Origin of the sequence: Pseudoalteromonas sp. NZS37 (genome assembly GCF_015864265.1) — a bacterium.
In the GTDB taxonomy this organism is placed as follows: domain Bacteria; phylum Pseudomonadota; class Gammaproteobacteria; order Enterobacterales; family Alteromonadaceae; genus Pseudoalteromonas; species Pseudoalteromonas arctica.
Map to the genome: position 1 here is coordinate 247,995 of NZ_JADYXL010000005.1, position 16,945 is coordinate 264,939.

Here is a 16,945-nt window from a genome sequence, read left to right on the forward strand (position 1 = left end):
CAAGGTTAAAAATGAACCCAATTATTGCAATTTTAAAAGAGCACAACGTAAGCGACGAAAAAGTAAAAGCATTGTTTGAAGCGTTTACTCAAAACCCAATGATGGCAATGGCGCTTGTTCAAGAGCTTGGTATTCCGCCAGAAAAACTACAGCAACTAATGGCAGTCGTAATGACTCAACCGCACCTTATTAAAGAAGCGACTGACGAACTTGGTTTAGATTTTGAAAAAGTAAAAGAAGCGAAAGAAAAACTAAATCAATAATTTTTTATGTGATAAAACATAAAACAATAAAAAAGCATAAGTATTTACTTATGCTTTTTTATTTGGCTTATTCTTTTATGACTACTCTTTTGGAAGTAATACTGTGTCGATAACATGAATTACGCCGTTGCTTGCTTTTACATCAGCTTTTACAACTTTAGCGTCATTTATCATTACGCCCATGCTGTCGGCTTTAACCATAACTGATTGGCCTTGTAATGTTTTCGCACTGTCTACCTTCATTACGTCGGCTGCCATCACTTTTCCAGACACTACGTGATAAGTTAATACCGCCGTTAGCTTGTCTTTGTTTTCAGGCTTGAGTAGCATTTCAACAGTGCCTTCAGGTAATTTAGAAAATGCAGCATCTGTTGGTGCAAAAATAGTAAACGGTCCTTTACCTTGCAGCGTTTCAACTAAACCTGCGGCTTTAACAGCAGCAACAAGAGTAGTGAACGAACCATTTTCAACGGCTACTTCAACAACGTCTTTTTTCATACCATGATGATCAGCATAAGCCATTGTAGTAAATCCAAGGCTTGCAGTTGTAAACAATAATGCAGTAGTAATTTTCTTAAACATTTTATTTTCCTTTAAGTTAATACCCGTTGGTTTCGTTAAATGTTACGACGCTCTAAATTTAATCGATCAATTAAAATTAGTAGTCAACATGTTTTGTTACATCATTGATTGAACTGCAGCTAATTAGCAAAGTCATATAAATAGTTACTCAATTAAAGACTTGTTCAATTGAAGGGAATAGGCATGAAATTAGTTTATAAGTTTTGGAAAAATAACCGCTCTCTTATCGTATTTATTGCACTGATGAGCGTATTTAGAAGCGCTGTTGCCGATTGGTACGAAGTGCCAACAGGCTCAATGAAACCGACAATTCAAGAAGGTGACAGAATACTTACCGATAAAATGGCCTACGATATTCGCGTCCCATTTACGCACATAAAATTACTTAAATTAGCGGATCCACAAGCTGGTGATATTATTGTTTTTGACTCACAAGCTGCCGATAACCGTTTAATTAAACGTGTAATTGGTGTGCCAGGAGACACCGTTGCGCTTGAAAATAATGAGCTCATTATTAATGGTAAAAAACTTAATTATGCAGATCAGCGAAGCAACATAGACTCGCTTGATAAAATTGAAGATTTAAACGGATTAGAGCATTCGATAAGAGTGGCAAATATTCCTTCACGTTTATCGGGGTTTGATGCAATTACAATTCCTGATGATTATTATTTAGCAATGGGTGATAACCGCGACAATAGCGCTGACTCGCGTGTAATAGGTTTAATTCCGCGTAACGAGTTATTAGGAAAAGCAGAGCGCGTTATAGTGTCACTTGATTACGATAATTATTACCTACCAAGAAAAGATCGCGTATTGAAAAAGCTAAATTAATTAGTAGTAATTAATTTTGTATAGCGCCCATTTGGCTATTCTATAAATAAAATAAACTGCCTATTTAGGCAGTTTACTTATATAGTTTTTTACAAGCTTGGTAAGGTGGCTACGCTCTTGTTCGGTATTTAATACCTTACAAAAATCGCCACTTACTGCCGCGCCACAAGCACCTGCTTCAAACCATTGTGATAAATTATCTAAATTCACACCACCAACAGGTATTAATTGTGCTTCTGAAAATGGACCTGTTAATGCTTTAAAGTAACCAACGCCCATACTGCCCGCAGGAAATACCTTAATAATATCTGCCTTATATTCAATTGCATTTGCTACATCGGTAGGTGTTAGCGCGCCCATTAATACTGGTAACCCGTGCTGGTGGGCAAGTTCGACAACCGATTTGTTGGTATTTGGCGTTACAATAAACTGCGCGCCTGCATCAATTGCTTGCTGAGCAAGGGTGGTGTTAATTATTGTGCCTGCACCAATAAGTGCGTTTTTATGAGCTGCACGAGCTTTTGCTATTTCTTGCTCAAAGCCCGGTGTATTTGACGTGATCTCGAGTGCGTTTATGCCCGCATTAACTAAACAATCAATTAATGGTGCTACATCACCTTGTTGCTTTAAGCGCAGTATGGCGACTAATTTGTGTTGTTTTATTTGGCTACTTACTTTTATTCTGTTGGCATCTAAAATTTGGGTCATAATTACAATTCACTTTATTTAATACAGAGGCATTCGTATTGAATATACGACTAAACATTGCTTTTGCCCATAAAAAAACCGCTGATGTATCAGCGGTTTTTATTGTATGAGTAATATTACATTACGCGCATACCAGGCTCTGAGCCGTCATCTGGGTTAAGAATATAAATTTCTTTTCCGCCAGGACCTGCTGCTAATACCATGCCCTCAGACATACCAAAGCGCATTTTACGAGGCTTAAGGTTAGCGACCATAACGGTTAACTTACCTTCGAGATCCTCTGGTGCGTAAGCTGATTTAATACCTGCAAACACTTGGCGAGTTTCGCCGCCTAAATCAAGTGTTAGCTTAAGTAGTTTATCAGCGCCTTCTACGTGCTCTGCTTTAGCAATTTTAGCTACGCGTAAGTCTACTTTTGCAAAGTCATCAAATTCTATTTCGTCGCTAATCGGCTCTTTTGCAAGTGGGCTGTTAGGGTCAATAGTTACTTTTGGCGCTAAGCTTTCTTTAGATTCTTCAACCATTTTATTTACTTTATCCATTTCAACACGCTGCATTAACGGTTTAAATTTATTGATAGGGTGGCTTACGAGAGCATTTTGAACGCCGTCCCATGCAAGGTCGTCATTTAAAAATGCTTGTACGTTGTCGGCCATTTCTGGTAGCACTGGTTTTAAGTAAGTAATTAAAACGCGGAACAAGTTAAGACCAAGAGAACACACTTCGTGTGCTTCTTGTTGCTTAGTTTCGTCTTTAATTAATACCCAAGGTGCTGCGCCATCAATAAATTGGTTTGCTTTGTCGGCAAGCGCCATTATTTCGCGAATTGCGCGGCTGTAATCGCGGTTCTCATAGTGTGTTGTAATGCTAGGTGCAGCCGCTTGAAACTCTGCTAACAGCTCTGGTTGCATAATAGTGCTGCTTAGCTTGCCATCAAACTTTTTAGTAATAAAGCCAGCACAACGGCTCGCTATGTTTACTACTTTACCTACTAGGTCCGAATTTACGCGTTGTGCAAAGTCTTCTAGGTTTAAATCAAGATCAACAATACCGCTGCTTAATTTTGCTGCGTAGTAGTAACGTAAGTACTCTGGGTTTAAGTTATCTAAATAAGTACGCGCTTTAATAAACGTACCCTTTGATTTAGACATTTTTTCGCCATTTACAGTAACAAAACCATGAGCGAATACGTTAGTTGGCTTTCTAAAATTAGCGCCTTCTAACATTGCTGGCCAAAATAAGCTGTGGAAATAAATGATGTCTTTACCAATAAAGTGATAAAGCTCAGCGTCTGAACCTTCAGCCCAAAACTCATCAAAGTTGATGCCTTTTTTATCACATAGGTTTTTAAAGCTCGCCATGTAACCAATAGGTGCATCTAACCAAACGTAAAAATATTTGCCCGGTGCATTTGGAATTTCAAAACCAAAGTAAGGCGCATCACGGCTAATATCCCACTGCTGCAGGCCATCGGTAAACCATTCGTCTAGCTTGTTAGCCATTTCTTGTTGAATAGTGCCCGAGTGTAACCACTCTTTTAGCATGCCTTCAAATGCTGGCAGGTCAAAAAAGTAATGTTCAGAATCTTTAAGTACAGGCTCTGCACCTGACATTACAGAACGCGGATTAATGAGTTCGGTAGGGCTGTATGTAGCACCACACGAATCACAACTGTCGCCGTTTTGGTTTTCAGATTTACACGTTGGGCAAGTACCAGTTACAAAACGATCGGGTAAGAAAATACCTTTTTCTGGATCGAATAATTGCGAAATAGTGTGCTTTTTAATATGACCGGCATCGTTTAGGCGGTTATAAATAAGTTCGCTTAATTCTTTGTTTTCTTGGCTATGCGTACTGTGGTAGTTATCAAATTTGATATTAAAGTCAGCGAAGTCGCGTTGGCGCTCTATGCTCACTTGTTTTACCATTTCTTCAGGCGTGATCCCTTGCTTTTGCGCATTAAGCATAATTGGCGTGCCGTGGGCATCGTCTGCGCAAACATAATAAGCTTCGTGGCCCTGTAGTTTTTGAAAACGTGACCAAATATCAGTTTGAATATATTCCAATAAATGACCTAAGTGAGTAGGGCCATTTGCATAAGGTAATGCGCTGGTAATCAGGATCTTTCGCTGCGTCATAATCATTCCGAATTGAGGATAAAACGCCGTTTTTATTATACAAACGGCAATTATCATTAATTTATCTACAAGCTATCTGCTTAGAGTGCGCACAGCTTATGGATTTTTATTAATTGACTGGTGTTAATGCCCTGAATGTTACATAATTCCGTGGCACTTTTCATCAAAGAAACGCTATTTAATTGCTATGTTTGGACTGTCGAAACTATTCTCTTCTAAATCGGTGCAAAAACAACCGATTATTACTGCCTTAGCGGCATATCGTAGTGCGGCTTTTGCCGTCGGTATTGACGAAAGCTTCATTGATACTATTACTCAAAATGACGATAAATCACTACACATTAAATTAACCCTGCCATTTGCTGGGCAATCAGAAATGCCTTTAGTTGAGCAACACGTAAGTGAAAGCTTAAATGTGCCTGTAACAATTAGCGCCAAGGTTATCATTAAAGAGGCAGCTAAGTTTAAGGCGATTAAACATATTGTGCTTATTGCCTCAGGCAAAGGCGGAGTAGGTAAGTCGACTACTGCCGTTAACTTGGCGGGCGCCCTTAAAAACGAAGGCGCAAAGGTGGGTATTTTAGACGCTGATATTTATGGCCCATCTATTCCAATGCTTTTAGGCTTGGTAGGCGCAGAGCCCGTAACTAAAGATAACAAACAGCTACAGCCTTTTGATGCAAACGGCATTAAAGCGCAGTCAATTGGCTTTTTAGTCCCAAGCGATGACGCCACTGTATGGCGCGGACCAATGGCGTCAGGCGCACTTAGCCAATTGCTTAACGAGACTGATTGGGGTGAGCTTGATTACTTAATTGTGGATATGCCACCGGGCACCGGTGATATTCAACTAACAATGAGCCAAAAAGTACCCGCGAGCGGTACTGTTATTGTCACTACACCGCAAGACTTAGCCCTAGCCGATGCGCAAAAAGGCATTGCTATGTTTAATAAAGTAAACGTGCCAGTGCTGGGCTTAATTGAAAACATGAGTTATTACATTTGCAGCCACTGCGGTGAAGCTAACCACGTATTTGGTAAAGACGGTGCACAAAAACTGGCGCACAAGCACGGCGTACCTGTACTTAGCCATATTCCACTTGCAATAGATATACGTGAGTATTCTGAGCAAGGAAAACTTATTGCCAACGATAACGACGCGGCGATAAGCAAAACATACAGCGCAGCAGCGAGGCTTATAGCCAGCACGCTCTATTATCAACAGCATCACAATGCAATTGAAATTGTGATTACAGAAGATTAATAAATAATGAGACTTTCAGACACACATATTAATGAATACCTAAGCGATGGTCGCATTGTTATTGAGCCTGCGCCAACAAGTGACATGATTTCAGGTGTAACTGCCGATTTGCGATTAGGTAATAAATTCAGAACTTTTAATGCACACAACGCGGCATACGTCGATTTAAGCGGTCCAAAAGATCAGCTAAATAAAGCTATGGAATCAATCATGAGTGAAGAAATAGTGCTTGATGAAGGTGAAGCATTCTTTTTACACCCAGGTGAACTTGCACTTGCTATAACACACGAAAAAGTAACTCTGCCAGCAGACATAGTAGGGTGGTTAGATGGACGCTCATCGCTAGCTCGTTTGGGTTTAATGGTGCATGTAACTGCGCACCGAATAGATCCAGGCTGGAGCGGTAATATTGTTTTAGAGTTTTACAACTCAGGTAAATTACCACTGGCGCTTCGCCCACTGATGAAAATTGGGGCTATGAGCTTTGAAATGCTATCGGGCCCGTGTGAAAACCCATACAACATCCGTAAAGATGCAAAATATAAAGATCAAAACAGTGCAGTAGCAAGTCGTATTAGTGACGATAAGTAATCACCAAATATAGACATTACTCGTCTATTTTATGAAGCGCATAACCCAGTAGTTCAAAGTACTGGTTAAGCGCTTCATTTGCTTTATTAATATGCCCAATATTTGGGTATATTAAATTACTACTTTGTAAGCCTCCCACTAAAAAGCTATTTTTTATATTTGAATGCTGCTCAATACAGGCTTCAAAACAACGTGCGGCAAGCTCCTCTGGCATACTCATATAATTCATATTGTGAGCTTTATCGTGTTCTATGCATGTTTGTACAAAGTTATTAGCATCAACGCCGTGCTCATCTAAAAATACATTTTTATAAAAACTGTTCAAAGCATTATTAAGTGGGTGCGATAAATTAGGTGTGTTTGAAAGCCATAGTTTTGAGGCAAAACCAAATCGTGGTTTTGCTGCAAATAAATGCTCGCTTATATGATGATCAAACGCATGAAACCATTCGTGAGCAAGTGCACCACCGCCTGCATTTTTTGCAAGGGCAAGCGTTTGAGATGCTGCATTATAATGCGCTTGTACACCTTTTTGGCCGCCATGGCCAAATGCAAAGTTAAGCTTCCCGCGCAGGCCAATAGCTTTGGGCGGTAAATGCAGTATTTGCGCAAGATCCGCCAGTGCATCGTAAATTAAATTAGCGCTAATGTAGCGCTCTTCTTTAGTTACCCATTTACCGACGACCATTGACCTAAAGCCAAAGGTATCTCTTATATCGCTAAAGTCGACTTGGTCGTCAAAGCGATAGTCGGGGCCTTGGCGAGTAAAGCCACGTTTTAGCCTGTTAGGGTAGTTACGCATTGCAAGTTTCATATAGTAACGAATTTAATCTAAGTAACGTGCTTTTACGTGCTCGGGCATGTGTTGGGTTTGTTTTTGTATTAATTCATCAAGCACATTATAAAGTGGTGCAGGATTTAACTGCTCTATTAAAAACAAACTATGCGCTACGGCTTCAAGTGTGGATAGGCTGTCGGCCCTAGGGGCTTTACGAATAGCATAACGATTTTTAGGTAACTGTTTAAAACTGACCGTTTTGAATTGATTTAGCAATGTGGTGAGCTGCAAAATTTTGTAGGCTTTTTTCCATGTACCATCAACCACGATTAAATGGGTGATGTTTTTTATATTAGATTGCTCAGCGCTATCGTCTAAATTAATAGCGTTTTCGTTAGGGTAGAGCAAAACGGTAGAGTTTATTGGCAGTGATTTAAGAATAGAAAAGTCGTCATTATTTTCGCCTTTGACTATTTGGCAATCAGTTAGACACAAATTGAGTAGTTTAGCGGTATTTTTTGCTATTTTTTCTTCGCTTGGGTGCTGTAGAATAATAACCTTAACTTTGTTGTTTATATTTGTAATTGCGCTGCAAATACAGGTGTTAAGTGCAAAGTTACAATGATTACAAAGTGTGCGTGCCATTTAATAAACTTTTTGTTGCCAGTATGATCCTCACAATTATACATTTATAAGGTAATTAAGTTGGTTTTTTTTACGCATCAATATAAAGTAGTACTATTAAACTGTAATTTACATGGATTGTTTTAAGGGCTTAAAATATGACAGAAATAAATATTGATACATCAGCATTAGAGAGTATGGAATCGTTATTGGGTGAGCAGTTTGCTGATACACTTGATTTTTGCTGCTCGGAGTTTGAGCGTTTAGGCTCTGAAGTTTTAGCAACCATTGGAAAAGACAGAGAAGCGGCGATTCGTCATTCTCATAGCTTAAAATCTAACGCTGCGCAGTTTGGTGCTTCAAGCCTTGCTGAAGTATCTCGCGTTATTGAACAAAATTTAAACCTAGATAACTTAGCTGAAGCCATCGACGCATCTAATAGCTTAATGGCTCAAGTAACAGGCTCTCAAGCTAAGCTAAATGAATGGTTAGCATCTCGTTAATTATTGAAACTGAAACGTGAATTTATTTCAGTACTAAGTAATCAAATACACTGGCATTTTGCGCCTTTACTAGGTTAGTCTAAAGACTCACTAGGGCGTGTTGATCTTTCGGGATTGAATTTGCAACGAGTGTCTGGTTTTTAGGTTAGGCAGAGCCTATGCAGTGTGGTTTTTCCACATAAATAGGCGATAACAACACATAAAATCCAAACACGCATTGCCCAGAGGGTTCTTCCTAGGGGCTATTTTCTCTTTGTTACTCAATTTTTACTTAGCCCACTAGGTTACAAATCTCGCGCCGCGATTAAATCGCCCCTAGGTTGAACAAATTTAATCCATAAAGCCAATACGCCCTGAAGAGGTAAAAATGTCTGATATTAAAAAGAGTCACAAATTAGAAGGTGTATGTTATGACATTCGTGGGCCGGTTTTAGCACAAGCTAAAAAAATGGAAGACGAAGGTCAAAAAGTATTAAAATTGAATATAGGTAATCCGGCTGCTTTTGGTTTTGATATGCCAGAGGACATGCACCGCGATATTATCCGCAACTTATATTCAGCCCAAGGCTACTGTGACTCTAAAGGCCTCTATTCAGCCCGCGTGGCTATTTATCAGCATTACCAACAACGTGGATTACATAATTTAGATGTAGATAACATTTATATTGGTAATGGCGTAAGCGAACTCATTCAAATGATCACTCAAGCGCTATTAAATAATGGTGACGAAGTGCTTATTCCTGCTCCAGATTATCCACTTTGGACTGCTTCGGTCACGTTATCGGGTGGTAATCCGGTACATTATTTATGTGATGAAGAGCAAGATTGGTTTCCGGACATTGCAGATATAAAAAGTAAAATCACTTCAAAAACAAAAGCATTGGTATTAATTAACCCTAATAATCCAACCGGTGCGGTTTATAGCGACGACTTGTTAATGCAATTAATCGATATCGCACGCGAACACAAATTACTGTTATTGAGCGATGAAATTTACGAGAAGATTTTATACGATGGTATAACGCATACTTCAATCGGCTCACTTTGCGACGATGTGCCTATTATTACTTTTAATGGTTTAGCAAAAACATACCGTGCAGCGGGGCTGAGAATGGGGTGGATGGTTTTGAGTGGTCGTACCTCGGTAATGGATGATTTACGCAAAGGCCTAGAAATACTTTCATCTATGCGTTTGTGCGCAAATGTACCTGCACAATATGCAATTCAACAGGCGTTGGGTGGCGTGCAATCAATTGATAGTCTAATAAACCCGGGTGGGCGCTTATATGAGCAGCGTGATATTGCATGGCGTGGATTAAATGCTATTGAAGGCATTAGTTGTAAAAAACCTAAAGGCGCGCTCTATGCGTTTGCTAAAGTTGATACAGCACTTTTTAACGTTAAAGATGATGAAAAGATGATGTACGATTTGCTAAAAGCCGAAAAAATATTACTTGTACATGGCAGGGCGTTTAATTGGCCCGAGCCGGATCATTTTAGGTTGGTATTTTTACCAAGCAAAGATGATTTATCCGATGCGATGTTAAAAATGAAGCGCTTTTTTAAAGACTATCGCCAAGTATAGTTATTAAAAAAATAATAAAAAAACGAGCCAAATTTGGCTCGTTTTTTACTTTAGTCATGAATATATTAACAGGGCGTGTTGATCTTTGTGGATTGAAATTTGTTCAATCTAGGGGCGATTAAATCGCGACGCGAGGTTTGTAACCTAGTGGGCTCGGTAACTGCTCCTGCGTTACCCTACTGGCTTACATCCATGTAAGAATAAGTAAAAACCGAGCAAAGCTTCCGCGTCCTGCTCACGCCCCTTACCTACATCCATGTAGGCAACAAAGAGTTAATTGCCGCTAGGCAGAACCCTTCGGGCAGCGCATGTTTGGCATTTATGCTGCGTTATCGCCTATTTATAGGGAACAACCACAGTTCATAGGCTCTGCCTTGTCTAAATACCAAACATTCTGCTGCAAATTCAACCACCAAAGTTCAGCACGTCCTAGTACGCTTTATCTACACGCACTGTGTTGTCGTTCAAGTACACTAATCTTACGTTATCGCCTTTGCTAAAACGCATTGATTGGTCCTGATCTTGAACAACCATAAACTGGTCTCCATTTTCAACTTGTATTAATAACTCTACAAAGTGATTTTGCTGATAATGACTTTGCTGCTGCCTATTATGTGCAACACTGCCGCCAATTACCGAACCTAATATTGTTGCTACTGTGCGGCCGCTACCACCACCAAACTGGTTGCCTACTACGCCACCGAGTAATGCACCGCCGAAGGTTTTCCAGCCGTTGTTTTTGTCTTGAATGATTTCTTGTTCGGTAATATTGCGTACCGATTTTACGTCACCAAATAAAACTTGCTGCACAGGGACTGCTTTATTGCGCTCGTATTTAGCAAACGTAGGTGCACTTATTGTAAGTAAAGCGCACATAATTACTGTAATTGCTTTCATAACTTGCTCCTTTTATACCAACCTGCATAAATCTTTGATCAATTTAACGAATTAAATTGCGCTATAACGTCGTTAAAAATTTTTTATTTAGAACAACTAAATACAAAAATTTTTGCCTAGTACTAGCGTAATTTTCTTAACGTTAAATAGACCCCATATATAAGCAGATTGGTATTAGCTACCAGCCAAAGGTTGATTTTTCTTTCGTTTTACGAATTTCAGTTTCGTCTGCCCATTCAACTAGGCCGCTTTCCATATCCATTAAACGCATCGTAAATTTGTAGTATACGTCTGATTTATCGGCATTTGATTTAACTATGCTCGATAAATTTCCGTATAACATATATTGCGCACCAATTTGTTTACCAAATGCAACGGCTGTTGCAGGGTTAACAAGAGCATCTTCATTTTGAAACGTTAATTGCTCACGTACTGACTCAACACGGGTCATATCTACAAAACGGAACTTACCGCTGCGTAGCATTTGTGTTGAGATTGAATCGGTGATTGATTCTGTATCAATGTGCTCGCTGGTTTTATTTTTAATACGCTCAACAAATACTACAGGGCGTTTATTAGCGGTCATTGTGCCAACAACAGGTGAGCTGAGTAATGAGTCGGTCATTTGGCTCGCTACTTTTTGTAAGTCGGTAGAACCAAAATTAATATCTGTTGTTTCTACTGCTTGTGCATCGCCATAACTTACTACGGCTTTATTAGCACAGCCACTTAATACTAAAGCGCTTAGGCCAACTAAAGCGTAAGTTGATGCTGTTTTAAATTTGTTACTGATTATCATGGTTGTTTCCTTTAATCTTTAAATTCTTGTGATGCGGTAGACACTTCTCTTACTGCTAAAGAAAAGGTAACCGCATCAGAGCTCGGTGCTAAGCCCGGTAATTGTGTTTTTGAAAAACCAAATAAGGTGAGTGCTTGCCAAGGTGAATGATTGCCTTTAATAACAAAGCCGTCTTTATCAAACCAATTAAATTGATACTGCAAATACTGTGATTTTTTATACTGGCTCGAAAGTGTCACTACTACATCGGTTAACTGGTTGGTTTGACGTGTTTTAACATCAGTAATGGCCAGCTTTTTACCGAGCTCTGGGTTATCTACACGTAATTGCTCATTAAACTGATTTTTATTTTGTTCAACAGAAATACCCGATGTAACCGGTTTGCTGGAACATGCACTGAGCATTAAGACTGCTAATAATGGCGCTATGTATTTCATGATGGCTCCTAAAGTTGAACTACGTGGTAATTAAAGTAGTTATTAACGGAGGTTAAGTAAATTAACGTTAACCCTTGCTTACTAACGGTAAAATTTATAGGTGCTTGTGTGCCTATATGCAAAGAATGCTCACCTGTATTTAGGCTTTGCCTTGCAACACTTATTTGATTTGGAAGTGTAAGCCAGCTACGTGTATCAGCTTGCTCAGACGCCAAATTATAAATATTAGCAAGTATGTTACCTACATCACCGGCACTGCGAGCAAGCTCTGCGCGGACTTTTTCTTTAGCTACTAATCTAAGCACTTGGCGAGCTACTTTTGCAGGTATTTGATCTTCTAATGTTTTTGCTGCAAGTGCTTCAATGTGTACTAATGGGCTCAGCTCTAAGCTTTGTGCATCTAAGTTTATATTATTAAGGCGGCGCACATAGGCATTATCTTTATATACTGGCATTGCAAGGCTGTAAAAGCGTGCATCGCCGCGTGATGAATAAATTGGTAAGCGCAGTTTAAATTCATCTTGTTTTGGTACTAAGCCTTGTTCAAATAAAACAATTACTTCGCCTTGTGTTGCAGAAATAGTGGGTGCATCACTAAAACGTTTTTTAAATTCGCTTAGGTCTTGGTCAAACCCTTGTTTTTTAGCAAGGCGCATTACGTCCTGCTGTAAATAAATATTGTTAGGTTGTATAGCCAGTGCTTTTTTATAATCAATATAAGCATCGTCATACTGTTTAGCACTTTGGTAAAGCAAAGCAGATAAATAAAATGTGTAGGCATTTTGAAAGCCATTTTTCACGTCTCTGGTCACATTGCCCATGCTAGGGTAGTGCTGCTGCGCTTCCTTAACTGTTGAGTCGCCATCTGTTTTATTTTCGCTTAGTGCATCAACTTGTACTTTATTAGCGCGGCGAATTTCGACCAAAGCGCCTTCTACATCATTTTTATACACGTAGTTAAGTGCTTTATAACTATGAAGCATACTCATTTCGTAAGCCGGTGGCACATAAGTTATGGCTGAGTCGTTAGTAAATAACGCATTGCTTTGCTCAAGCCCCGCACTTACTTGTATTTTGGCGGCTTCACGTTTTTTTTGCATTTGCGTATACACGTTCTCAAATTTACTTTGTGCCTCTTGTGGCTTATTGGCAAAGTCGTTTAAGCGAGCTTGCTCAAGTTGGTTGAGTAAGTAGCTGCTGTGCATGGTGCTATTATTGGCAATAAGGGATTGCGCTTCTTCGATATTGTTTTTCTCGATCGCATTTCTTATTGGTGTCATTTGCGTGGCATAGTCATTAAATAGGTCATTAAAGCCCATTGTGCTACACCCACTTAAAATACAACAAAAGCTTAAAATTATACTTAGGCGCACTGCGCACTCCTCTCAATTCACCTGTATACATTAACATATTATTTTTAGCTAAATGTGTGAAATATTGTAAAAAATCGTAGAATAAAACTGCCTGCTAATAAAGAAATATAAAATGACATTGGTGAACAAAGTGTGAATTTTCTTGTTGGGTAACAATATTGAAATGCTTAAGGTACTTTATTGGTCTTATTGAATACAATGATCTCTAAAGCGTAACGATAAATGAATTTTTTAAATGAAGTAATTGCTATTCACTAAGTCGTATACGAAAAATACTAAAAGGATATCTTGTGTTGTAGACACCGTATTTTGCAAATGCGGCTAAGATTTGAGTATAAATGATCTAATTTATTAAAACTAAATACTCTCTTTGCACAGTTATACCAATCCTGTTTAAATGTGCTGCTCAGTAAGCGGTTTTATAGGCGCTTATGACAATATTTTGAGCTTAGTAGGTTAATTAGTTGATTAATTGAAATAACGCTGTAATTCGTTTTTATTGCTAAGGAATTTTTTTTGAAAGCTACGTTGTACACAATCATTGCTTTAATTGCGTTTGCTGCAAACTCTCTTTTTTGCAGAATGGCTTTAGCCGAAGGCTATATAGATGCTTGGAACTTTACAGTTATTCGCTTACTCAGTGGTGCTGCGTGTTTGGGCATTATAATGGCTATTTATACTCATAATTTAAAACGAAAAGGCACTTTTAACCCCGCTATTTTAAGCGATAAAGGAAGCTGGCGAAGCAGTATAAGCCTATTAGTTTATGCACTTTGTTTTTCGATTGCATACGTAGAGCTAGATACAGGCACCGGTGCACTTATTTTATTTTCAGCCGTGCAACTCACTATGATTGGCTGGGGTATATATCAAAAAGAGCAGTTGAGTGTGCTTCAGTGGTGCGCGTTTATAGTGGCGCTAGGTGGGTTTGTATATTTAATGCTGCCATCTGCTGCTGTACCTTCATTATTAGGTGCATCACTTATGGCACTCAGTGGTGTGGCATGGGGTATTTACAGTATTCGCGGTAAAGTGTGCGTATCGCCACTGCGTACTACGGGGTTTAACTTTATAAGAAGCTTAGTGGCTATCCCTATTTTATTACTTGTTGGTATGAGTTATTTAAAAAATATGAGTATTGAAGGGGTTTTGCTTGCGTGTGCCTCGGGTGCGATAGCTTCTGGAATTGGTTACAGTGTTTGGTATGTGGCAATGCCGCTGCTTAAAAGCACCCAGGCGGCTGTTGTGCAGCTTTGTGTGCCGGTACTTGCAGCCATTGCCGGGGTCTTGTTTTTATCAGAGCAGGTAACAATGGAGTTTATAGTTGCAAGCTCCTTAATATTAGGCGCTGTGCTGGTATTTATTTTAAATAAAAAGAAGGCTTAATATTATTTAAGTTAACCTTCTTTTATGGTGGACTCACGTTTGTTACAAAGCGTTTATAAATAGCAGGTAAGTTATCAAGTATTGCCTGCTTACCCTGTAGTTCACTATTTTTTATGCATTCAAAAAGTACTTGCTCGCTAAGCGTATTCACTAACAATTGTGATTGCTTGATATGGCTTATATGCCAAAGCTCAGGTGCGACGCCGCCTAAATCATGTTGGTAAGGGCGATAAAAACCAAATTTAACCAAGTGAGTATCAAGCCAATTACTTAAAGGCGCAAACGGCCCACCTTGCAGGTATTCATCAGGTGTTAGCTGTAGTTTATAATCATCACTTACTGCAGCTTTATCAAACACGTCTAAATCGGTGCCTAAATGGTGCCTGCTTGCCCCAGGTAGTGCAGAGAAGAGCATTATTGCTATGCATTTATCTACATCATTTAATTTAGTTAAATCTACAACCTTTTGTTGTTTATTAAAAACAGGTCGAATACCTAAAAACTTATTATTCCAAATAATTGATTGACGATTAAAGTCGCGAAAACTTGAGGCAATAGTAAGCTCAAATCCCGCTTTTTGTGCTGCACTTTGCAGCGATAAAAAATCGCTAATAATAGCGCTGTGCAAGCGATGATTTTGTATATCAGTTAAATGTGTATCACTTTGACCTGTAATACACTGTACTGATGTGGGTTGAGTGACATCCATTATGTTAAAAGTTGCTCTAATATTTGCTCGTAAATGTCGGTAAGGGCAATTAAATCATCGGTACTTACGCATTCATCCACTTTATGAATAGTGGCGTTACGTGGACCAAGTTCAATTACTTTAGCGCCAGTTTGAGCAATAAAGCGACCGTCAGATGTACCACCCGTGGTTTCTAGATTCGTGGTTAAACCGGTTACTGATTTAATCGCTTTAACTGTGGCATCAACAAGCGGGCCGTGCTCGGTAATAAAAGGTAAGCCATTTACTATCCAGCTTAATTCATAATTTAAGTCATGCTTTTGTAGAATGTCATTTACACGTTGCTGTAATTGCTCATACGTTACTTGCGTGCTAAATCTAAAGTTAAACTGTACTTCGAGCTCACCCGGAATAACATTACCCGCCCCCGTGCCACCATTAATATTAGAAATTTGAAAGCTGGTGGCGGGGAAGTATTCGTTGCCGTTATCCCACACCGTTTGGCTAAGTTCAGTAAGTGCTGGCGTCGCTAAGTGAATTGGGTTTTTTGCTAAATGCGGGTAGGCCACATGACCTTGTATACCCTTAACGGTTAAAAAAGCGGTAAGTGAACCTCTGCGACCATTTTTAACCACATCACCGAGTACATCGCGTGATGAGGGCTCGCCTACAAGACACATATCAATTTTTTCACCGCGTGCCTCTAGCGTATCAATTACGCGAGTAGTCCCGTTTACAAACGGTCCTTCTTCGTCAGAAGTGATTAAAAAAGAAATCGAGCCTTTATGATCTGGATGTTTAGTAACAAAACGTTCGGTTGCTACAAGCATTGCGGCTAATGAGCCTTTCATATCGGCAGCGCCACGCCCGTGCAGTAGGCCATCTTTTATTAATCCTGAAAACGGCAGGTGTTGCCAATTTTTTTCAGGGCCTGTTGGTACAACGTCGGTGTGACCAGCAAAACAAAAGTGCGGCGATTGTGTGCCTTTTCTAGCCCAAGTATTAAGTGTGTCGGTAAAAAATAATGATTCTATATTAAAACCAACCGCAGCAAGGCGATCGTTCATCATTTGTTGGCAGCCAGCATCTTCGGGCGTTACCGATTCACGTTGGATTAGCGCTTGGGCGAGTTGAATTACGTCATTAGTCATTATTTAAAAATCTCGTCGTATTGGGCTGCTTTAAAACCTAAATGGTAACTGCCATTGTTTACCAGTACTGGACGTTTGATCATGGCAGGTTGTTCAACCAACAATGGGATAGCACTTTCTTTAGTTAGACTTTGTTTTTGCTCATCAGTTAATGCGCGATAAGTTGTTCCACGTTTATTAACGAGTTGTTCCCAATCGAGCTTGTCTGCAAATTCACTCACCATTTGCTCATTTACGCCATCTTTGCGGTAGTCATGAAACGTAAATTCGATGTTGTTATCAGTTAAATGTTTTTTAGCTTTTTTTATCGTATCGCAGTTGCTAATGCCGTATAGAGTGATCAT

Annotated in this window: 19 protein-coding genes; 7 read left to right on the forward strand and 12 right to left on the reverse strand. The window is 39.4% G+C overall.

The annotated features are described in order from the left end of the window. Window positions 1-11 precede the first annotated feature (11 nt). Window positions 12-263, forward strand: a complete 252-nt coding sequence (locus tag I6F47_RS11670) for a DUF2999 family protein (RefSeq protein WP_008131476.1) — start codon at window positions 12-14, stop codon at window positions 261-263. A gap of 81 nt (window positions 264-344) precedes the next feature. On the opposite strand, the gene I6F47_RS11675 is transcribed toward I6F47_RS11670, so the two are convergent. After that, a complete protein-coding gene (locus I6F47_RS11675; RefSeq protein ID WP_007582534.1) occupies window positions 345-845 on the reverse strand; it encodes a fasciclin domain-containing protein in 501 nt (166 codons plus the stop codon). Between the two features lie 183 nt (window positions 846-1,028). Between I6F47_RS11675 and lepB the strand changes: the two genes are divergently transcribed. After that, window positions 1,029-1,679 (forward strand): signal peptidase I, encoded by a 651-nt coding sequence (gene lepB / locus I6F47_RS11680; RefSeq protein WP_007582535.1) that lies wholly within the window; start codon window positions 1,029-1,031, stop codon window positions 1,677-1,679. Window positions 1,680-1,739: 60 nt separating this feature from the next. On the opposite strand, the gene I6F47_RS11685 is transcribed toward lepB, so the two are convergent. Both I6F47_RS11685 and metG read right to left on the reverse strand, forming a co-directional pair. Next, the gene (locus tag I6F47_RS11685; RefSeq protein ID WP_024593389.1) at window positions 1,740-2,387 is read right to left on the reverse strand and encodes a bifunctional 4-hydroxy-2-oxoglutarate aldolase/2-dehydro-3-deoxy-phosphogluconate aldolase; all 648 of its coding nucleotides are present in this window, start codon (window positions 2,385-2,387) and stop codon (window positions 1,740-1,742) included. Between the two features lie 116 nt (window positions 2,388-2,503). Continuing rightward, complete coding sequence (metG, locus tag I6F47_RS11690; protein ID WP_007582537.1) at window positions 2,504-4,525, reverse strand: methionine--tRNA ligase; 2,022 nt, start codon at window positions 4,523-4,525, stop codon at window positions 2,504-2,506. Window positions 4,526-4,712: 187 nt separating this feature from the next. On the opposite strand from metG, the gene apbC reads away from it, so the two are divergent. Together apbC and dcd are read left to right on the forward strand one after the other, a co-directional pair. Further along, the gene (gene apbC / locus I6F47_RS11695) at window positions 4,713-5,789 is read left to right on the forward strand and encodes an iron-sulfur cluster carrier protein ApbC (protein WP_033026641.1); all 1,077 of its coding nucleotides are present in this window, start codon (window positions 4,713-4,715) and stop codon (window positions 5,787-5,789) included. 6 nt (window positions 5,790-5,795) lie between these two features. Beyond that, window positions 5,796-6,380: a dCTP deaminase gene (gene dcd, locus I6F47_RS11700; protein WP_007582539.1), complete on the forward strand. Its 585-nt coding sequence runs from the start codon at window positions 5,796-5,798 to the stop codon at window positions 6,378-6,380. Window positions 6,381-6,396: 16 nt separating this feature from the next. Here dcd and I6F47_RS11705 read toward each other — a convergent pair whose 3' ends face one another. After that, the gene (locus I6F47_RS11705) at window positions 6,397-7,182 is read right to left on the reverse strand and encodes a CLCA_X family protein (protein WP_024590432.1); all 786 of its coding nucleotides are present in this window, start codon (window positions 7,180-7,182) and stop codon (window positions 6,397-6,399) included. Between the two features lie 24 nt (window positions 7,183-7,206). Further along, complete coding sequence (locus I6F47_RS11710; RefSeq protein ID WP_197183907.1) at window positions 7,207-7,803, reverse strand: tRNA-uridine aminocarboxypropyltransferase; 597 nt, start codon at window positions 7,801-7,803, stop codon at window positions 7,207-7,209. Window positions 7,804-7,940: 137 nt separating this feature from the next. Between I6F47_RS11710 and I6F47_RS11715 the strand changes: the two genes are divergently transcribed. Together I6F47_RS11715 and I6F47_RS11720 are read left to right on the forward strand one after the other, a co-directional pair. Further along, window positions 7,941-8,285 (forward strand): Hpt domain-containing protein, encoded by a 345-nt coding sequence (locus tag I6F47_RS11715; protein ID WP_007582543.1) that lies wholly within the window; start codon window positions 7,941-7,943, stop codon window positions 8,283-8,285. A gap of 367 nt (window positions 8,286-8,652) precedes the next feature. Then, window positions 8,653-9,870: a pyridoxal phosphate-dependent aminotransferase gene (locus tag I6F47_RS11720; protein ID WP_024608138.1), complete on the forward strand. Its 1,218-nt coding sequence runs from the start codon at window positions 8,653-8,655 to the stop codon at window positions 9,868-9,870. A 429-nt stretch (window positions 9,871-10,299) separates the two neighbouring features. Here I6F47_RS11720 and I6F47_RS11725 read toward each other — a convergent pair whose 3' ends face one another. The 4 genes from I6F47_RS11725 to I6F47_RS11740 all read right to left on the reverse strand — a co-directional run bounded on the left by I6F47_RS11725 (window position 10,300) and on the right by I6F47_RS11740 (window position 13,376). Continuing rightward, window positions 10,300-10,767, reverse strand: a complete 468-nt coding sequence (locus I6F47_RS11725; protein ID WP_008134100.1) for a glycine zipper 2TM domain-containing protein — start codon at window positions 10,765-10,767, stop codon at window positions 10,300-10,302. 178 nt (window positions 10,768-10,945) lie between these two features. Continuing rightward, window positions 10,946-11,566 (reverse strand): penicillin-binding protein activator LpoB, encoded by a 621-nt coding sequence (gene lpoB, locus I6F47_RS11730; protein WP_007375407.1) that lies wholly within the window; start codon window positions 11,564-11,566, stop codon window positions 10,946-10,948. A gap of 11 nt (window positions 11,567-11,577) precedes the next feature. Beyond that, the gene (locus I6F47_RS11735; protein WP_197183908.1) at window positions 11,578-12,003 is read right to left on the reverse strand and encodes a YcfL family protein; all 426 of its coding nucleotides are present in this window, start codon (window positions 12,001-12,003) and stop codon (window positions 11,578-11,580) included. 8 nt (window positions 12,004-12,011) lie between these two features. After that, window positions 12,012-13,376 (reverse strand): COG3014 family protein, encoded by a 1,365-nt coding sequence (locus I6F47_RS11740; RefSeq protein WP_197118148.1) that lies wholly within the window; start codon window positions 13,374-13,376, stop codon window positions 12,012-12,014. A 516-nt stretch (window positions 13,377-13,892) separates the two neighbouring features. Here I6F47_RS11740 and I6F47_RS11745 point away from each other — a divergent pair. After that, window positions 13,893-14,762, forward strand: a complete 870-nt coding sequence (locus tag I6F47_RS11745; RefSeq protein WP_121955389.1) for a DMT family transporter — start codon at window positions 13,893-13,895, stop codon at window positions 14,760-14,762. A gap of 22 nt (window positions 14,763-14,784) precedes the next feature. Here I6F47_RS11745 and I6F47_RS11750 read toward each other — a convergent pair whose 3' ends face one another. The 3 genes from I6F47_RS11750 to I6F47_RS11760 are packed head-to-tail and all read right to left on the reverse strand — an operon-like array spanning window position 14,785 to window position 16,945. Then, window positions 14,785-15,471, reverse strand: a complete 687-nt coding sequence (locus I6F47_RS11750) for a M15 family metallopeptidase (protein WP_197183909.1) — start codon at window positions 15,469-15,471, stop codon at window positions 14,785-14,787. Beyond that, entirely contained in the window at window positions 15,471-16,601 is a 1,131-nt protein-coding gene (gene dapE, locus I6F47_RS11755; protein ID WP_197183910.1) for a succinyl-diaminopimelate desuccinylase, read from the reverse strand. Before dapE ends, I6F47_RS11750 begins: the two co-directional genes overlap by 1 nt. Next, window positions 16,601-16,945, reverse strand: a complete 345-nt coding sequence (locus I6F47_RS11760; RefSeq protein WP_024592532.1) for an ArsC family reductase — start codon at window positions 16,943-16,945, stop codon at window positions 16,601-16,603. Before I6F47_RS11760 ends, dapE begins: the two co-directional genes overlap by 1 nt.

Excerpts from the sequence above, each read along its gene's own strand:
- I6F47_RS11705 (WP_024590432.1), bottom strand. The coding sequence starts at position 7,182 with ATGCGTAACTACCCTAACAGGCTAAAACGTGGCTTTACTCGCCAAGGC.
- lpoB (WP_007375407.1), bottom strand. The coding sequence starts at position 11,566 with ATGATAATCAGTAACAAATTTAAAACAGCATCAACTTACGCTTTAGTT.
- apbC (WP_033026641.1), top strand. The coding sequence starts at position 4,713 with ATGTTTGGACTGTCGAAACTATTCTCTTCTAAATCGGTGCAAAAACAA.
- I6F47_RS11715 (WP_007582543.1), top strand. The coding sequence starts at position 7,941 with ATGACAGAAATAAATATTGATACATCAGCATTAGAGAGTATGGAATCG.
- I6F47_RS11725 (WP_008134100.1), bottom strand. The coding sequence starts at position 10,767 with ATGAAAGCAATTACAGTAATTATGTGCGCTTTACTTACAATAAGTGCA.
- I6F47_RS11685 (WP_024593389.1), bottom strand. The coding sequence starts at position 2,387 with ATGACCCAAATTTTAGATGCCAACAGAATAAAAGTAAGTAGCCAAATA.
- lepB (WP_007582535.1), top strand. The coding sequence starts at position 1,029 with ATGAAATTAGTTTATAAGTTTTGGAAAAATAACCGCTCTCTTATCGTA.
- dcd (WP_007582539.1), top strand. The coding sequence starts at position 5,796 with ATGAGACTTTCAGACACACATATTAATGAATACCTAAGCGATGGTCGC.
- metG (WP_007582537.1), bottom strand. The coding sequence starts at position 4,525 with ATGACGCAGCGAAAGATCCTGATTACCAGCGCATTACCTTATGCAAAT.
- I6F47_RS11670 (WP_008131476.1), top strand. The coding sequence starts at position 12 with ATGAACCCAATTATTGCAATTTTAAAAGAGCACAACGTAAGCGACGAA.
- I6F47_RS11760 (WP_024592532.1), bottom strand. The coding sequence starts at position 16,945 with ATGATCACTCTATACGGCATTAGCAACTGCGATACGATAAAAAAAGCT.
- I6F47_RS11735 (WP_197183908.1), bottom strand. The coding sequence starts at position 12,003 with ATGAAATACATAGCGCCATTATTAGCAGTCTTAATGCTCAGTGCATGT.
- I6F47_RS11750 (WP_197183909.1), bottom strand. The coding sequence starts at position 15,471 with ATGGATGTCACTCAACCCACATCAGTACAGTGTATTACAGGTCAAAGT.
- I6F47_RS11675 (WP_007582534.1), bottom strand. The coding sequence starts at position 845 with ATGTTTAAGAAAATTACTACTGCATTATTGTTTACAACTGCAAGCCTT.
- I6F47_RS11720 (WP_024608138.1), top strand. The coding sequence starts at position 8,653 with ATGTCTGATATTAAAAAGAGTCACAAATTAGAAGGTGTATGTTATGAC.
- I6F47_RS11710 (WP_197183907.1), bottom strand. The coding sequence starts at position 7,803 with ATGGCACGCACACTTTGTAATCATTGTAACTTTGCACTTAACACCTGT.
- dapE (WP_197183910.1), bottom strand. The coding sequence starts at position 16,601 with ATGACTAATGACGTAATTCAACTCGCCCAAGCGCTAATCCAACGTGAA.